The organism is Kribbella sp. NPDC051936, from assembly GCF_040680955.1.
GTDB lineage: Bacteria > Actinomycetota > Actinomycetes > Propionibacteriales > Kribbellaceae > Kribbella.
This window is the reverse complement of sequence record NZ_JBFAXS010000002.1, coordinates 114881-132056: the sequence shown is the minus strand read 5'-3', so window position 1 is coordinate 132056 and position 17176 is coordinate 114881. Positions and strand designations below refer to the sequence as shown.

9 protein-coding genes are annotated in these 17176 nt (G+C 68.4%); 3 read left to right on the top strand and 6 right to left on the bottom strand.

What is annotated here, in order from left to right; all coding sequences use genetic code 11:
* Window positions 1-12: 12 nt before the first annotated feature.
* Complete coding sequence (locus AB0L64_RS06325) at window positions 13-840, bottom strand: SAM-dependent methyltransferase (protein ID WP_363708344.1); 828 nt, start codon at window positions 838-840, stop codon at window positions 13-15.
* A gap of 221 nt (window positions 841-1061) precedes the next feature.
* Between AB0L64_RS06325 and AB0L64_RS06320 the strand changes: the two genes are divergently transcribed.
* The 3 genes from AB0L64_RS06320 to hrpB are packed head-to-tail and all read left to right on the top strand — an operon-like array spanning window position 1062 to window position 5824.
* Entirely contained in the window at window positions 1062-1841 is a 780-nt protein-coding gene (locus tag AB0L64_RS06320; RefSeq protein ID WP_363708342.1) for a methyltransferase domain-containing protein, read from the top strand.
* A gap of 16 nt (window positions 1842-1857) precedes the next feature.
* Window positions 1858-3282 (top strand): M1 family metallopeptidase, encoded by a 1425-nt coding sequence (locus tag AB0L64_RS06315; RefSeq protein WP_363708340.1) that lies wholly within the window; start codon window positions 1858-1860, stop codon window positions 3280-3282.
* Between the two features lie 43 nt (window positions 3283-3325).
* On the top strand, window positions 3326-5824 hold the full coding sequence (gene hrpB, locus AB0L64_RS06310; protein WP_363708338.1) for an ATP-dependent helicase HrpB: 2499 nt from the start codon (window positions 3326-3328) through the stop codon (window positions 5822-5824).
* Between the two features lie 140 nt (window positions 5825-5964).
* Here the strand turns inward: hrpB and AB0L64_RS06305 are convergent, their stop codons facing one another.
* The 5 genes from AB0L64_RS06305 to AB0L64_RS06285 form a co-directional block, all read right to left on the bottom strand.
* Window positions 5965-6504 (bottom strand): hypothetical protein, encoded by a 540-nt coding sequence (locus AB0L64_RS06305; RefSeq protein WP_363708336.1) that lies wholly within the window; start codon window positions 6502-6504, stop codon window positions 5965-5967.
* 126 nt (window positions 6505-6630) lie between these two features.
* Window positions 6631-7602: an AraC family transcriptional regulator gene (locus AB0L64_RS06300; protein ID WP_363708334.1), complete on the bottom strand. Its 972-nt coding sequence runs from the start codon at window positions 7600-7602 to the stop codon at window positions 6631-6633.
* 175 nt (window positions 7603-7777) lie between these two features.
* On the bottom strand, window positions 7778-8740 hold the full coding sequence (locus tag AB0L64_RS06295) for a TAXI family TRAP transporter solute-binding subunit (protein ID WP_363708332.1): 963 nt from the start codon (window positions 8738-8740) through the stop codon (window positions 7778-7780).
* 11 nt (window positions 8741-8751) lie between these two features.
* Window positions 8752-10857, bottom strand: a complete 2106-nt coding sequence (locus AB0L64_RS06290) for a TRAP transporter fused permease subunit (protein WP_363708330.1) — start codon at window positions 10855-10857, stop codon at window positions 8752-8754.
* A 149-nt stretch (window positions 10858-11006) separates the two neighbouring features.
* Window positions 11007-17162, bottom strand: a complete 6156-nt coding sequence (locus AB0L64_RS06285; protein ID WP_363708328.1) for an RHS repeat-associated core domain-containing protein — start codon at window positions 17160-17162, stop codon at window positions 11007-11009.
* Between the last annotated feature and the right edge of the window lie 14 nt (window positions 17163-17176).

Sequence of the window (17176 nt, the reverse complement as noted above, 5' to 3'; positions counted from 1 at the left end):
GCCTCGTGCCGGTCAGACCTTCTTCGCGATGCCTGCCATCAGGATGCGTTGGTACGCCGCGAGCTCGTCGGCGGCCGGGACGTCGGCGTCCGGGTCCTCCGGGTGCCAGCGCGCGAGGAAGTCCACGCCGGGCGGGACCAGCGGCAACCCGAGGAAGTGCTGCTCGATGCGCTCCGGGGTCCGGATCCAGCCGTTGCCGAGGCTCTCGAGGCCGGCCCGCTCCATCGACTTCTGCAGCGGCTCGCCGGTGTCCACGAAGTCGGTGATGAACAGGTAGCTGCCCGGGGCGAGCGCGTCCATCAGCGTGCGGACCCATTCGTCCGGCTTCTCGTCGTCGTGGAAGTGCATGTGCAGGCCGACGACCATCAGCGCGATCGGACGCGAGAAGTCCAGGTGGGCCTTGATCTCCTCGTTGTCGAGGATCGACTGCGGCTCACGCAGGTCGGCGGTGACGACGATCGTGCTGTTGTTGGTCGCCAGCAGGGCGCGGCCGTGTGCGAGCACGATCGGGTCGTTGTCGACGTACGCAGCCCGGGCGTCAGGGTTGATCTCCTGCGCCGCCTGGTGGGTGTTCTTCTGCGTCGGCAGGCCGCTGCCGATGTCGAGGAACTGGTCGATCCCCGCCGTCCGCACGAGGTAGTGCACGCCCCGGACCAGGGCCTCACGGTTCTCGATCGCGCAGCGTCCGGCGTCCGGCACGTACTTCAAGTACAGCGCGGCGCCCTCGCGGTCGGCGGCGAAGTTGTCCTTGCCGCCGAGGAGAGCGTCGTAGACGCGGGCGATGGTCGGCTGGGAAGTGTCGAAACCCGGATCGTAATCCGAGTCGTCTGATGGGGCCATTGGCGCAGCCTTCATGTCGGGAAAGGAACCTCTTGTCATCCTAGGGGAGACGGAAGTCACTTGGCATTCGGGTGCGGCCTGTCGGTGCGCCTGACCGAATCTTCACCAAAGTCCCTGATTCCTCAACTGTCAAAGGCGTTCAGGCCGCTAAAGTCCTGACATATCAGCCGCACCGCCGAAATCGGTCCCGGCGGCGATCGCCGGGGCGCTACCGTAGGCCCGTGAGCGTCGATCCGGTAGCGCACAACCGCGTGGCGTGGGACCTTCAGGTCGAGAGCGGCAACGAGTGGTCGAGACCAGTCACTCCCGAGACCGTCGCACGGGCACGCGCCGGTGACTGGTCGGTCGTGCTCATCGGGTACCGGCCGGCCGACCGGGCGTGGTTCCCCGCCGACCTGTCCGAGGTCGACCTGCTGTGTCTGGCTTCGGGCGGCGGGCAGCAAGGCCCGATCCTCGCCGCGGCCGGCGCGCGCGTCACGGTCTTCGACAACTCGCCGCGCCAGCTCGCCCAGGATCAGCTGGTCGCGGAGCGCGAGGGCCTGGAGCTGCGCACGGTGCTGGGTGACATGCGCGACCTGTCGGAGTTCGCCGACTCGTCGTTCGACCTGGTCTTCAACCCGGTCTCGAACCTGTTCGTGCCCGAGCTCGCACCCGTGTGGCGCGAGTGCTTCCGGGTGCTGCGGCCGGGCGGCGCGCTGCTGTGTGGCTTCCTCAACCCGGACGTGTACCTGTTCGACAACGAGGCCATGGACACCCGCGGCGAGCTGGTCGTGCGCCACCGCCTTCCGTACAGCGACCTGACCCACGTCCCGGCCGAGGAGCGCGAGCGGCTGTGGGGAGCCGACGCGCCGCTGGAGTACAGCCACACGATGGCCGAGCAGCTCGGCGGGCAGCTCGCCGCCGGCTTCGTGATCACCGGGTTCGACGAGGCGCCGCACCATTCCGACGCCACCGCAGGCTGGCTGCCCGGCTACTTCGCCACGCGGGCCCTCAAACCCTGACGGACCTGGAGGAATTGTGGGACGTTTCGACCGTCGCCGCGGTTACCTGGTGATGATCTGTGCGTTGGCTCTCGGACTGGTGGCGGCGCCGAGCCTGACTGCGAATGCGGCCCCCGTACGAGCACCGCTGTTCTCGCCCGGCGCACCGGGTGCTGGGGATCCGTACTTCCCTGACATGGGAAACGGCGGCTACGACGTCAGTCATTACGACATCAGGCTGGCGTTCGATCCCAGAACCAAGGCGATCAGCGCGACCACGACGATCGTTGCCAGAGCCACGCAGAATCTCTCCCGGTTCGACCTGGATTTCCTGGGACCGCTGAAGATCAGCAAGCTCTCCGTCAACGGGCGCGACGCGGCATTCGCCCGCAGCGGTGCGCAGGAGCTGGTGATCACTCCACGGCACGGTCTGTGGCGGGGGAGCACGTTTCTCGTCTCGGTGACCTACGCAGGCGTCCCGCAGAAGATCGACGACCCGGCGCTGGGTCTTTCCGGCTGGGTCGCCACCAAGGACGGCGCCGTCGCGCTCAACCAGCCGATCGGCGCGGCGACGTACTACCCGGTGAACGACACGACCGGCGACAAGGCGACGTACACCCAGACCGTCACCGTGCCGACCGGACTCACCGTGCTGGCCAACGGCGAACCCGGACCGACCACCAAGCACAACGGCCGGACCACCTTTCGGTGGCAGATGAACCAGCCAATGGCCAGCGAGCTGGCGATGCTGGCGATCGGGAGGTACAACGTCACTCGCTCAGCGACCGCCGACGGCCGGCCGAACATCACCGCGATCGGCCGGTCGATCGACACGAAACCCGGTCAGGGCCAGGTGTTCAACCGGACCACGGCGCAGATCGTCCAGTGGGAGTCGTCGATGTACGGGCGCTACCCGTTCGACTCGACCGGCGGCATCCACGCCGACGTCGGCGTGCACTACGCCCTGGAGACGCAGGGCCGTCCGGTGTACGACCAGCGCACGAGCAAGGTCAGTGGTGACCTGCTCGCCCACGAGCTCGGCCACCAGTGGTTCGGCGACAGCCTGACGCCGGTGCACTGGTCGGACATCTGGCTGAACGAAGGCTTCGCCACCTACTCGGAGTGGCTCTACCAGGAGAAGTTCAACGGCGTCCCGGTGCAGCAGAGCTTCGCGGAGACCTACGCGAACGAGAAGGACTGGTCCGGCAAGGTGGCCGACCCGGGGCGGGACCAGATCTTCGACGACCTGGTCTACAACCGCGGCGCGATGACGTTGCATGCGCTGCGCCTGAAGATCGGCGACCGCGCGTTCTTCCAGGTGCTCCGGCAGTGGCCGACGACGTACCGGCACGGCAACGTCTCGACGCAGACCTTCATCCGGTTCGTCGAGCGACTGACCCACCGCGACCTCGACACGTTCTTCCAGACGTGGCTCTACCAACCGGGAAAGCCGAGCCTCTGACGCCGCGGCCCGGCCTGCGGTAGTGGTCCGATAGCGTCGGGGCGTGTTGCTGCCTGAATCGTCGGTGCCGGGGGCTGATCTGCCGGTCCGGGCGGTTCTGCCTGCCACAGTCGAAGCGGTACGTTCGCGCGGTACGGCGGTCTTGGTCGCGCCGCCCGGATCGGGTAAGACCTCGCTGCTGCCGCTGGCGTTGGGTGACGCCCTGGGCGGGAAGATCATCGTGGCCGAGCCGCGAAGATTGGCAACCCGCGCAGCGGCGGTCCGGCTCGCGACGCTGGTCGGCGAGCCGCTCGGGCAACGGATCGGCTACGCGATGCGCGGCGAACGCAGCGGCGGCCAAGAACCACATGGACTACGTGTCGAGGTGGTGACGACAGGGCTCCTCGTACGGCGTCTGCAGCAGAACCCGGAGCTTCCGGGCGTCGCGGCGATCGTGATCGACGAGTGCCACGAGCGGCACCTCGATGCCGACCTGCTGCTGGCGTTCGGCGTCGACATCCGGGCGAACCTTCGGGAGGACCTGGCGATCGTTGCGACCTCCGCCACGCCGGACACGGTCAGGCTGAGTCGCGCACTGGGCACCGACGTTCCGGCGCCCGTGATCACCGCGTCTGCCGCGCTGTACGACGTGGCTGTCGAGTGGGCGCCGCCACCGCTTCCCGTGCCGCTGCTGCCGGGCGGGCGGGTCGACCCACGACTGCTGGACCACGTCGCGGCCGTCGTCGAGCGTGCGTGGACCGAGAACGACGGCGACATCCTCGTGTTCGTCCCGGGGGAGGCCGAGATCAACGGTGTGACGCGCCGGTTGGCCGGCCGGAACGTCCTGCCGTTGTTCGGTCGCCAGTCCAGGGCCGAACAGGACCGCGCGCTGGCCCCGACCGCCACTCGCCGGGTCGTGGTCACGACGTCGGTCGCGGAGAGTTCGCTGACTGTGCCCGGGATCAGGGTTGTGGTCGACTCGGGTCTTGCCCGGGAGCCGCGGACGGATCAGTCCCGGGGCCTCGGTGCGTTGGTCACCCGCCGGGTGTCGAGATCGTCGGCGGACCAGCGAGCGGGTCGCGCCGGGCGGGAGGCCCCTGGCCGGGTCTATCGATGCTGGTCCGCCGTCGACCACACGCATCTCGACGATCATCCGGCGCCGGAGATCGCGACCGCCGATCTGGCCGCCTTCGCTCTCGACCTCGCGGCCTGGGGTGCGCCCGCCGGCGACGGTCTGACCTTGCTCGAGGCGCCGCCGGCCGTGGCGATGACCGCGGCCACCGAACTGCTGCGCCGCCTCGACGCCGTCGACGACAGCGGCCGGATCACCGAACGGGGACGGCGGATGGCGGCGCTCGGGGCGCATCCCCGGTTGGCTCGTGCGCTGATCGACGGTACGCCGCGCATCGGCTCCGACCGGGCCCGCGAGATCGTCGCGATGCTCTCGGACGACTCCGGCCGCGACTTCGGCGACGATCTACCGGCCCGCTGGCGAGCACTGCGCCGCGGCGACGATCGCGGAGCCACGGCCCGCTGGCGAGAGGAAACACGGCGCCTCGGCCGGGGCTCATCGGGTGGTCCAACGGAGGCAGTGCCGGACGACCTTGCGGTGGGGGTTGTGGTGGGGCTGGCGTATCCGGACCGGATCGCGCGGGTTCGGGGCGCCGGCTCGGCGACGTACCAGATGTCCGGCGGTACGGGTGCGGCGCTCGATCCGCAGTCGCCGTTGCGGAGCACGCCCTGGCTGGCGATCGCGGTGGCCGACCGGGCACCGGGGCGCGCCGACGCCAGGATCCGTTCCGCGGCGCCGATCGACGAGCAGACCGCGCGGGACATCGCCGGCGAACTGGTCTCGACCACCGACCAGATCCGCTGGGACAATGGCCGGATCGTGACGCGGCGCGTCGAGACGCTCGGCGCGATCGTGCTCAACGACGTACCCCTGGCAAAGCCCGACCCACTGCTCGTCCAAGCGGCCGTCCGCGACGGTATCCGGCGCAGCGGTCTGTCCGTACTGCGTTGGTCGGACGCCGCTCTCGCCTTGCGGCAGCGGCTGGCGTTCTGCCACGCCCACCTCGGAGCTCCGTGGCCCGCGGTCGACGACGAAGCTTTACTGGCCGGTCTCGACGCATGGCTGGGTACCGAACTCGCCTCGGTCCGCAATCTCGCCCAGATCGACGTGACCTCGGCGCTCCGGCGACTACTGCCCTGGCCGGCAGCAGCCCGGTTCGACGAACTCGCCCCGGAACGGCTCCAGGTCCCATCAGGCTCACACGTCCGCCTCGAGTACGACGGCGCCGAGCCACCGATCCTCGCCGTGAAGCTGCAGGAAGTCTTCGGCTGGACCACCACTCCGCTCATCGCCGACGGCCGCGTCCCAGTCGTCCTGCACCTACTGTCGCCCGCACGACGCCCGGTCGCGATCACCAGCGACCTCACGTCGTTCTGGAAGCAGGGCTATCCCCAGGTCCGAGCAGACCTCCGAGCCCGCTACCCCCGCCACCCCTGGCCCGAAGACCCACTGACCGCCACCCCCACCAACCGCCCAAGACCCCGCCGGTAAACCGAGCGGGGCTGGCGGCCAGCTGATTCAGGTGTTATCGGCGGCGGTCGACGCGTCGCGCTGTGCGACGGGCTGTCCGTCGGGCCACCCTGCGGGAGCCGAACATGGTCACCTCCAACGTCGTGTTCGGGTCGGCGGCGTCATTTGGCCGACGCGGCCTTCTCCATCTCGTGCAGTTCCTTGGCCTCGGCGGCGTCGAGCAGTCCGATGCTGACCAGGTCGAGCGGACTGATGAATCCGTCGGCCAGCCGGAAACCGCCGGCTCGCGCGACCGCGTCGCGCAGCGGGACGGCCCAGTGGTGCTCGATCAGCAGCAGTGCGGCGGCAGAGTCGTTCGGGATGTCCTCGAGAACGTCCCATTCCTCCCCCTCGAAGACCTGCATCCCGTCGGCGGCGGCCTCGGCCCCCAACTCGGCGCCCTCCTCCATGCCTTTCTCACCTTCGATGCCGAGGCCGATCAGGGCGCCGATCTTCGTGCCCAGCTCGACAGCTTCGTCCAGGGTGAGGTTGCTGAGATGGGCGACCTCGATCTCGCCTTCTGCGTCCTTGTGGACGGCCAGCGCGTCGATCACCTTGATGGTGTCGCTGGCGCGCAACCGTTCGAGTTCGTCGATGATCTCTCCGTGAAAGTTCGGGTGGTTGAACCCGAGAACGATCAGCTGCACCGGTCCGATGGCCATACCCGTTCCCCCTTCCGTGCCGGGCGACCGCTCCTCAGCCAGCCCTGAACCATCCTCGTCGCCGCCCCCGCCGGCGGCATCACCCGCAGCGGATAGCTCGGCAGGTCGGCTGCGCCGCCATCGCGCCTACCTGAGTGGCTGCAAGTCGCGCGAGCCGGACTCGCTGGAGACCTCGATGGGCTTCCCGGCGCCGTTCCCCACGGTCGTGTCGCCTGCGTCCCGCAGATATTGCGCTCTGAATTCCCGGGGGCTCATGCCGTAGCGCTGACGGAAAGCGGCACTCAGGACGCTGTTGGAGGAGAAGCCGCAGCTGTGGGCAAGTTCGCCGATGACGATGTGAACAGGGCTGCGCAGGCGTTCGTGCACCAGCGCGAGTCGTTCTTCCCGGATCAGTTCCCGGGGCGTCGTACCTGCCTGCTGCATGGCCAGCTGAACCTGCCGCAGCGACCAGCCCAGGGCACGTGCCACCGTGGCGCCGGTCAGGTCCGGATCGGTGGCGTGCTCTCGCACGTAGCGTCTGATCATCGCCTCGACCTCGCCCAGGCCGCCCTCGGTGTCGGGTCGGTCGTCACCGACGGCGAGCATGCACAGCAGGTCGACCAGCCGATCGCAGACCGCATCGAATTCGGCTGCCGACAGATGTGCCCGCTGTGCGAACAGTTCACCCAGCATGCCGACGAGGACCCGGCCCAGGCCGCGGTTGGTGTCCAGAATCCGGGCTGCCGACCGGCGCGACCCGGGGCGCAGGCGGTTGTCCATCTCCGCCCCGGGGATCGTCAGCAGCGCGATGTCGGCGTGGTCGAGCTTCGCTTCGAACGGCGATGTCGACGACGCCAGGAACGCCGCGCCTGGGCCGACGCGAAACTCCTGGTCATCTTGGCTGACGAGCAGTTGACCGCGGATCGTCAGCATGAGCGTGCGGATGTCGTGCGGATCCTCGGACGCCATTGCGGCGGTCCGATGTCCTTGCGCACAGTCGGCCGACGCCCGGCCAAGCATGTAGGCGACCGTGCCGATGCGAAGCAGCCGGCCCCGGAAGGTCCCTGGCGAACAGGTCGGATCCACCCGGTAGCGCGTTGCCGCACTGATGACACTCATCCAGTACTCGACACGTTCCGGCGGTCTGACGTCGTCCGTCGACCACGAGTCGATCGAACAGGACGAACCCGGGGTACCACGCCTGCAGATCGCGGTTGACATAGGGACCTCACTGTTCCGGCGCATAGAGCCTTGGGCGGTTACTTCTAACGGCTCGTCAATCGACGGTGGGCGCTCAGTCCAGTGCGTCGATGGCCTTCTTCGCGGCCGGGTGCAACGGCACCGGGTCGGTCATTGCGGCGTTCTTGAGGTCTATTCCCTTGGCCGCGGGATTGACCTGGACGAGGGCTTCTTTGTTCTGGAGGAGCAGGCTGGTGAGTTTCCCGGCCAGGTCGTCGGGCATGTCCTTACGCACCAGCAGCAGGTTCGGCACGATGATCGTCTGGGTGTCGGTCGGCTGCTTGTACGCCGCGGCCGGGATCACGCCCGCGGCGTACACCTTGCCGTGCTCCTTCTGCAGGGCGGGCAGCACGTCGTCGAGAGGGATGAAGCGCACCTTGGCGCCCATCGACGTGGTGAGGTCGGTGATGCCGCTGGTGGGCAGGCCGCCGGACCAGACCAAGGCGTCGATCTGTCCGCTCTTCATCGCGTCCACCGATTCGGGCAGGCCGAGCCGCTGGGCCGTGACGTCCTTGACCGGGTCGACGCCGGCTGCGGTGAGCAGGCGCCGCGCGATCACCTCGGTGCCGGAGTTCGGCGAACCGGTGGAGATCCGCTTGCCCTTCAGATCGGCCATCTTCGTGATGCCGGAGGCCGCCCGCACGACGACCTGGGTGTAGTTCGAGTACAGCCGGCTCAGCGCGACCACGTCCTGCGGGGCGGTGAAGCTGTTCTTGCCCTCGACCGCGTCGGCGGCGGTGTCGGCCAGGGAGAAGGCGATGTCGTAGTTCCCGGCGGTCAGTCCTTGGATGTTCTGCACGGAGGCGCCGGTCTCGCTGGCGGTGGCGCGGTAGCCGTCGAGGTTGTCCGAGATCAGTGAGGCCAGGGCACCGCCGAGCTGGTAGTACACGCCGGTGGTGTTGCCGGTGGCGATGGTGAGGCGGCCACCTCCCGCGCCGTCACCGGGCTCGGGCTTGCGTTGCCCGCCGCAGGCGGCCATCGAGACCGTCAATGCGAGTGCGACCACCAGAGTGGACAAAGAACGGAGTCTCATGTGGGTAACGGCCCTTTCGTGGTGTTCCGCAGGCGTTGACGCCGTGCGAGGTTGATGACGACGGCGGCCCCGAGCAACCCCAGGCCGACGCCGATCGTGGTGGGTGCGAGATACAGCAACAGCAACGCGGCAGGAAAGCAGAGGAGACGCTCCAGCCAGCCGGTCCGGACGGCGATCCATCCGCCGGTGACCACCGCCAGTGCCGCGACGGCGAGCGCCGAGACCACCAGCGTCCACGCCGCACCTCCCAGACCCTCGAGGCCCAGCAGGTTGGCCCCGTTCGGCGTCAGCACGAACGCGAAGGGCACCAGGAACGCAGGCAGGGTGTACTTCCACGCCTGCCACATCGTCGGGATCGCCCGCCCGCCGGTGATCGCGGCGGTCGCGACGGCAGCGAGCGCGGTGGGCGGCGAGACCTCCGACAGGACGGCGTAGTAGAAGATGAACATGTACGCCTCGGCCGGGGCCACGCCGAGCTGGAACAGGGCGGGCGCGATCACCACCGCGGCGATGATGAACGATGCGGTGACGGGCACCGCCAACCCGAGCACCATGACCGCGAACGCTGACAGCGTGACGGTCATGATCAGCACCACGGTGTGGTTCTCGGAGATCGCGGAGGCCGCGGACACGATGATCTCGGCCAGGTTCAGGCCGAGCCCGGTCTGGGTGACGACGGCGACGATGATGCCGGCTACCGCGCAGGTCGCCACGACGGGTAGGACCGAGCGGGTGCCCTGCGCGAGCGCCAGGCCGAGCCGGCGTGGCGTCAACCGGTGCTCACGGTCCAGGAACGACAGCCCGATCTGCAGCAACGTCGCGTAGACGACGGCCTTGAACGGCGGAATGTCCATCGCCATGAAGCCGATGATCAGGAACAGCGACACGAAGTGGTATCCGAACCGCAGCAGCAGCCGGCGCGCCGACCGGGTCGACGGCTCGGCCGCGTCCGTGCCGTGCCGCCGGGCGTCCATCTCGATCGCCAGCAAGATGCCGAGGTAATACAGAACGGTCGGGACCGTCGCGTAGCCGAGGACCACGAGATAGCTGACCTGGAGATACTCGGCGATGATGAACGCCGCCGCGCCGAGCGTGGGCGGAGACAGGATCGCCCCGATGCCGGCCGCTGCCAGCATGCCGCCCGCCGGCTCGGGCGGATATCCGGCGCGGCGCAGGATCGGCCAGGCGACCGTGCCCAGCGACACCGCCGTCGCCGTACCGGAACCCGACACCGTGCCCAGCAAGAAACCCGCCAGTGTGACGGTCCGCCCAGGCGCCGTGCGGCTGCGTTTGAACGCCGCGAACGACACGTCGATGAAGAACTTCCCCGCACCCGAGGCGTCCAGCACAGCGCCATAGATCGTGAACAGGACGATGTAACTTGCCGCCACCGCCAACGGCGTCCCGTAGAAGCCCGCCGTACCCATGAACAACTGCGCCACGATCGCCGAGAAGTCGAAACCCTGATGCGCCAAGGACCACGTGTACGGCAAATAGCCGCCGTAATAGGCGTATCCGATGAACAACAGGCTCACCACCGGCAGCACCCAGCCCGTCGTACGCCGGCAGGCCTCCAGCGCCAGCACCAGCAGCAACGAGCCCGCGAGCAGATCGAGCTGCGTAGGAGCCTGCCGCCGCTCCAGGAACGCGTCGAAGTCCAGCAGCGGATACAGCGAGACCACCAGCGCAACCGACGCCAGAATCCAGTCCGTCACCGGCGGGTCGTCGCGGCGCTGATCTCCGCGGAACGGGTTCAGGAACGCCGGCACACGCCAACCGCGGTAACACAGCAGCGCACCCGGCAACACCGCGGCAAGAAACAGCATCAGATAAAACTGCGTTCCTGCGGGAATCGGAAAGAATACCTGCACCAGAACGCCGACACTGATCGACGCGCAGCATACGGAGATAGTGCGGTCCAGGGCCGGGCTCAGCCTTCGCGCCGGCCTTTCCTGCTCGAAAGCAGCAAGCTCCTCTGCGCTCGGGCCGGTGTTTACCGAATCGACAGTGACAGTCACCGGCACGCCTTCCTGCGCCCGCGACCGGTCGATATAGCGCTGGTTATCATAAGGGGCCTCCTGTGAATGATCTGCCGCAAACAATCCTCAGTTCGCAGCTATCTCACAACCCCCACCCGCGCATCCTTACCTCGCCTTAAGAAGAATCCCTGGACAACACTGTCCGGAGGCCGGACGGACGCCTGCACCGGCGGGGTGATCCCCGCCGGTGCAGGCAGAACGTGCGTTCAGGCTCAGCAGATGCTGAAGACGTTGTGGCCCCAGACCTTCCACGAGACCACGCACTTCGTCTTCTGCTTGGGCTTGTCGTTGCGATGTGGAGAGCGGGTGTCACCACCGAGCATGTCGTAGAGGAACCACAAGCCGAGGCCTCGTCTCATGACCCGTCCATCGGCTCTGAATTCGCCCTTGACCTTGCCGAGTTGTCCTCTCGGTGTGACGCCGCCCTTCTTCCAGATCTCGCCGACCCGGTAGAGGGTCCAGCTGCCACGGGCGACGACGTACCACTTGACGTAGTACCACCCGCCGCCGTCGGCCTTCCCCTTCGCGATGGCCGAGCCGAGGACGGCGCAGGTGTTGGCCGGGGTGCCCCTGATGAACCGGCAGATCGCGTAGCCGGTGCCGGCGACCTTCACCAGGGCGTAGTTCTCGCCGCCCAGGATGGAGTTCCCGGCCTTCTTGGGCCGGTGCTTCGCCTTGCGGTGTTCCTTCTTCTTGGGCTTCTTGGCGTGTTTCTTGGCCTTCTTCTTCTTGAGCTTGGCCGCCTTCTCGCGCGCCTTCTTGGCCGCGGCTTTCTTGGCGGCCCGCTTGGCCGCCGCGATCTTCTCCTTCTTCTTCTTCGCGAGGTAGCGCTGGTAGTCGCAGCCATCGCAGTAGTGGCGGGAGGCGGCGCTCTTGGTGGCCTTCTTGTGCTTCTTTGCCTTCTTCTTTTTCTTGGGCGCGTGGTTGTAGCCGCCGCAGCCGTCGCAGTAGTGGCCGCCGGGCAGGACGCGCCATTGGCCGTCCGGGTCGCTGGCCGTGATCGGGGTGTTGTCGGCGTACGCGTAGCCGTTGAGCTGTTGCGGGTTGTCGAAGTCGGCGACGGGGTCGGTGGAGATGAAGCGTCCGCGGGCGGAGTCGTACTCGCGAGCGCCGAGATGGGTGAGTCCGGTGGGGTCGTCGACGCCGTCGACGTAGCCGTGTGCGTCGGGCCAAGTCGCGGGTTTGGTGCCGCGGTCGACTCCGAACGGGGTGAAGCGGCGCCGCTCCTGGCTGAGGTCGGTGGCGTTGACCGAAAGGGTGTTGGTGCCGTTGTGGTCGGCAACGGTGAAGGTCAGACCCGACTCGGTGCGGACGGCGCTGGTGCTGCCGAGGTCGTAGTAGCGGGTGGGTGTCACGGTGCCGGTGGAGCTGAGGTGGAGCTCGGTGTTGTCGAGGTACAGGGTGGTGCCGTCGGCGTCGCGGGAGATGAGCCGCTCACCGTCGGCGTCGTACAGGTAGCTGGTCGCCTTGCCGTTCTCGGTGAGGGTGGCCAGATTGCCTTCCGCGTCCCAGGTGAGGGTCTGGGCCTTCCCGGCGACGTTGCGGGCGGTGGTGTTGCCCGCGGCATCGTAGGTGAAGGTGTCGTTCCGGGTGCCGGTGGCGACGCCGCCGAGCGCGTGCGGTCGAGGCCCTCCGGCGGCTGGGTAGGTGTAGTTGGATGTGGTGGCGGCGCCGGTGACCGGGTCGTGGTTGGTCTCGCTCAGGCGGTTGCCGGTCTTGTCGTAGCTCCAGCCCTGCCAGTACGGCGCGGGTCCGGCCAGTGCGCCGGCGCCGGGCTGGGTGGCGCAGTCGGCAGCAGGGGTCCACGCCTCGGTGAGTCGGCGCAGGTAGTCGTAGCTGAAGCACTGGACATCACTCGTACCGCCTTGGGGTGTGTCGGCGATCTTGGTGATGTTGCCGGCCGGGTCGTAGGTGTACTTCACGTCCGCCAGGTGTTCGGGGGCAGTGGAGCGGTCGACCAGGACCCGGTCCAGGTTCCGGGTCGCGTCGTCGTAGAACGCGGTGTGGACGACCTGCTTGCCGGCCGCGGCGGACAGGGTCGACTGGGCGACCTCGTCGTACGGCGTGTAGGTCGCCGCGGTGAGCATCGTGCCGAGACCACTGCCTGCGGTCTGCAACCGGCCGGCCGCGTCGTAGCCGTACCGCAGCGTCTCCGCCGCGAGCCCACCCGCCGCCGGGTAGGACACCAGCGACGGCAGCCCGGTGGCGGTGTAGCCGGTGTTGGTCTTGTACGACCCGGCCAACGCGCCCTCGGACGCGGGAATCGTGACCGTGCTGGTCAGCGGCCGGTACCGGATGTCGTAGGCGTCGACCGACTTGGTGTAGGCGTTGCCGTTCACGAAGCGGGTCGAGGTCGCGAGCATGCCCTTGACACTGGTGCCCGAGACGAGTGTGTCGTAGGTCCACTGAGCACGTTTGGTGCCGGAGGTGGACCCGTCGTACATGCCGGTACGGCGGCCCATGGCGTCGTAGGTGTACGCGAGGGTGGTGCCGCGCGCGTCGGTGCTGGTGAGCAGCTGGCCGGCGTTGTCGTAGGTGAAACTGCTCGTCCCGGTGTCGGGGTCTTCGCGTTGGACGACACGGCCGCGCAGGTCGTAGGTGGTGTCCCAGGTGTTGCCCGCCGGGTCGGTCGTCGTGACCATGTCGCCGCGGTTGTTGTAGGTGTAGGTGGTCGCGTCGTACAAGCCGGTCGGCGAGCCGCCGGTGTACTGGCGCAGCTCTACCACCGCGTCGTCGGCATCGGTGATGGACGTGGTGGCCGTGTCGCCGTCCGGCGGGTCCACGCTGACGCGGTCTCCGCCGTAGGTGGTGGTGGTGCGCCATTTCTCGAACCCGTGCGAGCGGAAGATCTCCACCGTCTCGCGTTCGGCGCCGTCGTAGACGGTCAGGTCCTGGCCGGGCACAGCCGCATCGGTCACCCCGGTCAGCAGCGTCGTACCGGCGGCGCCGCTGTTCCAGTACGCGCCGTTGGACTTCACCTCGAGGCCGCGTGAGTCGTAGAACTTGTCGGTCACGACCCGGCCGCCGTCAGCCGCGGGATCCTGCGTCTGCCGTTCGCGCAACTGCCCGTCGTACAGGTCGTAGCTGGCCTCGTACGTGCCGTCGTCGCGAACCTCCTCGGTGGTGATCACCGACGGCGCGTCCTGGCGGATCAGGTAGGAGTACTTGGTGTTCGGGGTCTTCCCGGCCGCCTTCGACCGGTCCGGCAGCCACACCGCCGTGATCCGGCCGAGCGGGTCCCGCGTGGTGTCGGTACGCCGCCCGTTCTGGTCGACCTCGGCGACCGACTCACCGAACGCCGGCTCGACGGTCGTCGTGGTGACATGCCCGGCCGGGTTGGTGACGGTGATATCGGTGACGGCCGCGCCACTGGCCGGGGTGTAAGTGGCGGACGACTTGCGGTCGAGCTGGTCGTACGTCTCGATCGGCCGGCCGTAGGAGTCGTAGACCGTGCGCCCCTCCTGGGTGTAGACCGGCGTGGTGCCCGAGTAGGAGGCGAGTTCCTTGCTGAGGGTCTCGTTGCCCTTGGTCGGCGCCGCACCCAGAGTGGTGGATCCGTCGTAGTAGGTGAGGTCGTCCGACTCCGCGTCGGCCGGATAGGACGGTGTCACGGTGCAGGCCACGGACACGGTCTGTTCGCGGGCCTCGAAATCGATCAGCCACGACGAGGTGTTGCGGGCGTACGTGGTGCGGGTGCATTCCTCGTCGCCGGTCTTGGCGGTGTCGCCGAGGTCGTTCTCCTCGACCTCGAGTCCGTAGGAGTCGTAGGTGGTGCGGGTCTCGGTGTTGCGCCATCCGCCGGACGACAGCGCCTCACGGTGTCGTTCGGCGGTCTCGTTGACCATGTAGGCCTTGAGTGTGCCGTTGCGGGTGACCTGGGTGGCGGTCGGGGCGGAGATCGACGGGTCGGTGATCTCGCCCTCCAGCACGCTGCCGCCTGCCTCGGTATAGGTGAGGGACTCCCGTTGGAACCCGGCCAGCGCGGGGTGATCGGCGATCGTGCCGCCGAGGGAGTCGGTGACGGTCACCGAGCGGGTGCTGCCGTTCGCGAGTTTGTCGCCGTCCATCCCGCGCAGGTACAGGTTCTCCTCCTGGGAGCGGGTCTCGCCGGGGTTGCCGTGGAGCTCCCGGACCTGGCCGTAGCCGCGCCACTGTCCCCACGTGCGGTACTTCAGCGGCGTCAGCTCGTTGTCGTCGTAGTGCCACGCGCCGCCGCCGACGTACTCGTAGTCGGTGCGCTCGATCCCGGCCACGCCGGACTGGTCGTCCTCCAGCACCGTGACCGGCACGTACTTGTGGAACCAGTCCCGCGTCAACGACTCCGACCCGTCGGCCTGCCAGTACTGCGGGAAACACCGCTTGGTGTTCTGGTCCGGAGCCGGCAGCGAACCCGCCGTACACTCCGCCGCGGAGTAGTTCACGTGGGTGTGCCCGCCGGCCTCGTCGTACACGTCGGTCAACCGCCACTTGTACATCGGCGGGATCCCCTCCGCGGCGTCCACCCGGTTGGCCAGCTGCACACCCTGGAACGACACCGCAGGAAGGGACGCGGTCCCGCCGACCTTACCGGTCGCGGTGATCGACGCCAGCCACAACGCCGGCGATGTTCCGTCACCGGGGTCACGGAACTCGTAGCCCAACGCCCACGACGTCGCGTCCCGGTAGGTCGTCCCGGACACCCACAGCTGGGTCGTCACCGCCGCCAACCGCTTGCGCGTCCAGAACGTGGGTGAATACAACCCGGTGCACGACTTACCCGCCGAACAGCTCTGGTCGTACGGCACGTCCGGCCAGTTCGCGGCATTGGCCGACGTGATGTCGCCGGTGCCGCAGGTCGCGCCCGCCGCGCAGCGCTCGTCCACCGTGAACGACACCCGCATCGGAGCCGGCGCTGAGTACATCGACGTGGACCGCTGGCCGTAGTCGATCCGCTTCAGATACCCGCCGCGCACGTACTGGGTGCCCGCGCTCGCGGTCAGGTTCCGGCCGTAGTAGTTCGTCTCGCTGCCGTAGAAATACGACATCGCGTTGCCGTTCGGGTCGACCACGTAGTCCAGGTTCCAGCGCCACGCCTGCGTGCAGTACGACGCCGCGAACGACGTCCCGTGGCACGGCTCGCCCGTGTCGTTGCCGAACACCGGCGCCGTCCAGACCGATCCGGTCTCCTCGTTACCTGTGGCCCACCCCGGCAGCCGGTTCAGCCCGAAGTAGTACTGCGTGCCGTCCAGTGACGTCAGCCGCCAGTGCTCGCCGTCGTTGTCGCCGTTCACTCCACCGGTCAACCGCTCCAGCCGCGAGCCGTCGTCGTCCCGCAGTTTCCAGGTACCGGTCGCGTCGTCACGGACCAGTTCGGACGCGGTCCCACCCAGCACCAGGTACGCGTTGTCGGTCTCCCAGCACAGGTCCTGCGGCTTCGGTGTCGTCGTCACCTCATCCGCGCACGATGAGTACCGCCGCTCGACGAACCCCTCGTCGAGGCCCCAGCCTTCTCCGACCCACGACGACTGGTTGTTCGTCGACGCCACCCGGCCGTCGATGTCACCCGAAGAATAGCCCAGATCCAGATCCGGTTCCGGGCCGCCGAAACCCTCCGGGCCATCCATCGAGTAGCTCCACGAGAACGCACCTGACGATCCGCCCGCGTTCCACGACGCCGACGCGGACAACGCGGTCGGCTTGTAGCTACCCGCGCTGCCGGACGGCGCCGACGTCAACGCCAGCACCGTCGCCTCACTCGACGCGGCGACCTCGGTGGCGATCCGGCTGTCGCCGGTGACGCTGGACTTCAGCACCTGCCCGTCCGAGCACCCGGCCTTGTCCGGTGTGGTCAGCGCACACGCCGGCAGCCGTACCAGCCGCAGCCTGCTTGCCCAGTCACCGCCGTACGCCGAACGGAACGCCGAGTAGTCCACCTCGACCTTCACCGGGCCGCTGCTCGCAACCCGGTCGGTGCGACCGACGCTGAAGAGCATCCCCGAAGCGCCCACCTCTTCGGCGGCCGCACGGTCGTGGACCTGAACGCGGACCCGGTTCACGGGCGTCAACGCAGCGCCCTGAACCCGCCCTGCGCCGACCCGAACCGGCAACCGGCCGGCCTGCGTAGTGGTGCCGTCGCGGGGGAGCGACACGTCCGCCTCACCCGCCTCCGGTCGACTGACTTGTGGAGGTTGATGCAGCACGGACGCCGCCTTCGGATCGGCCGGGCGCGACCTCGGCGCGGAATCGTGCCCAGGTACCGAGAACTCGGTCTGCGCCGCGGGCCGCCACGCGTTCGACGTACCGACATCGGCCTGCGCGGTGGGCACCTCGACCAGGCAGGTGGCAGCGAGCGCGACGGCCGTGACTATTCCGGTGAACGGCACCAGCATGGCGCCACTCCTTT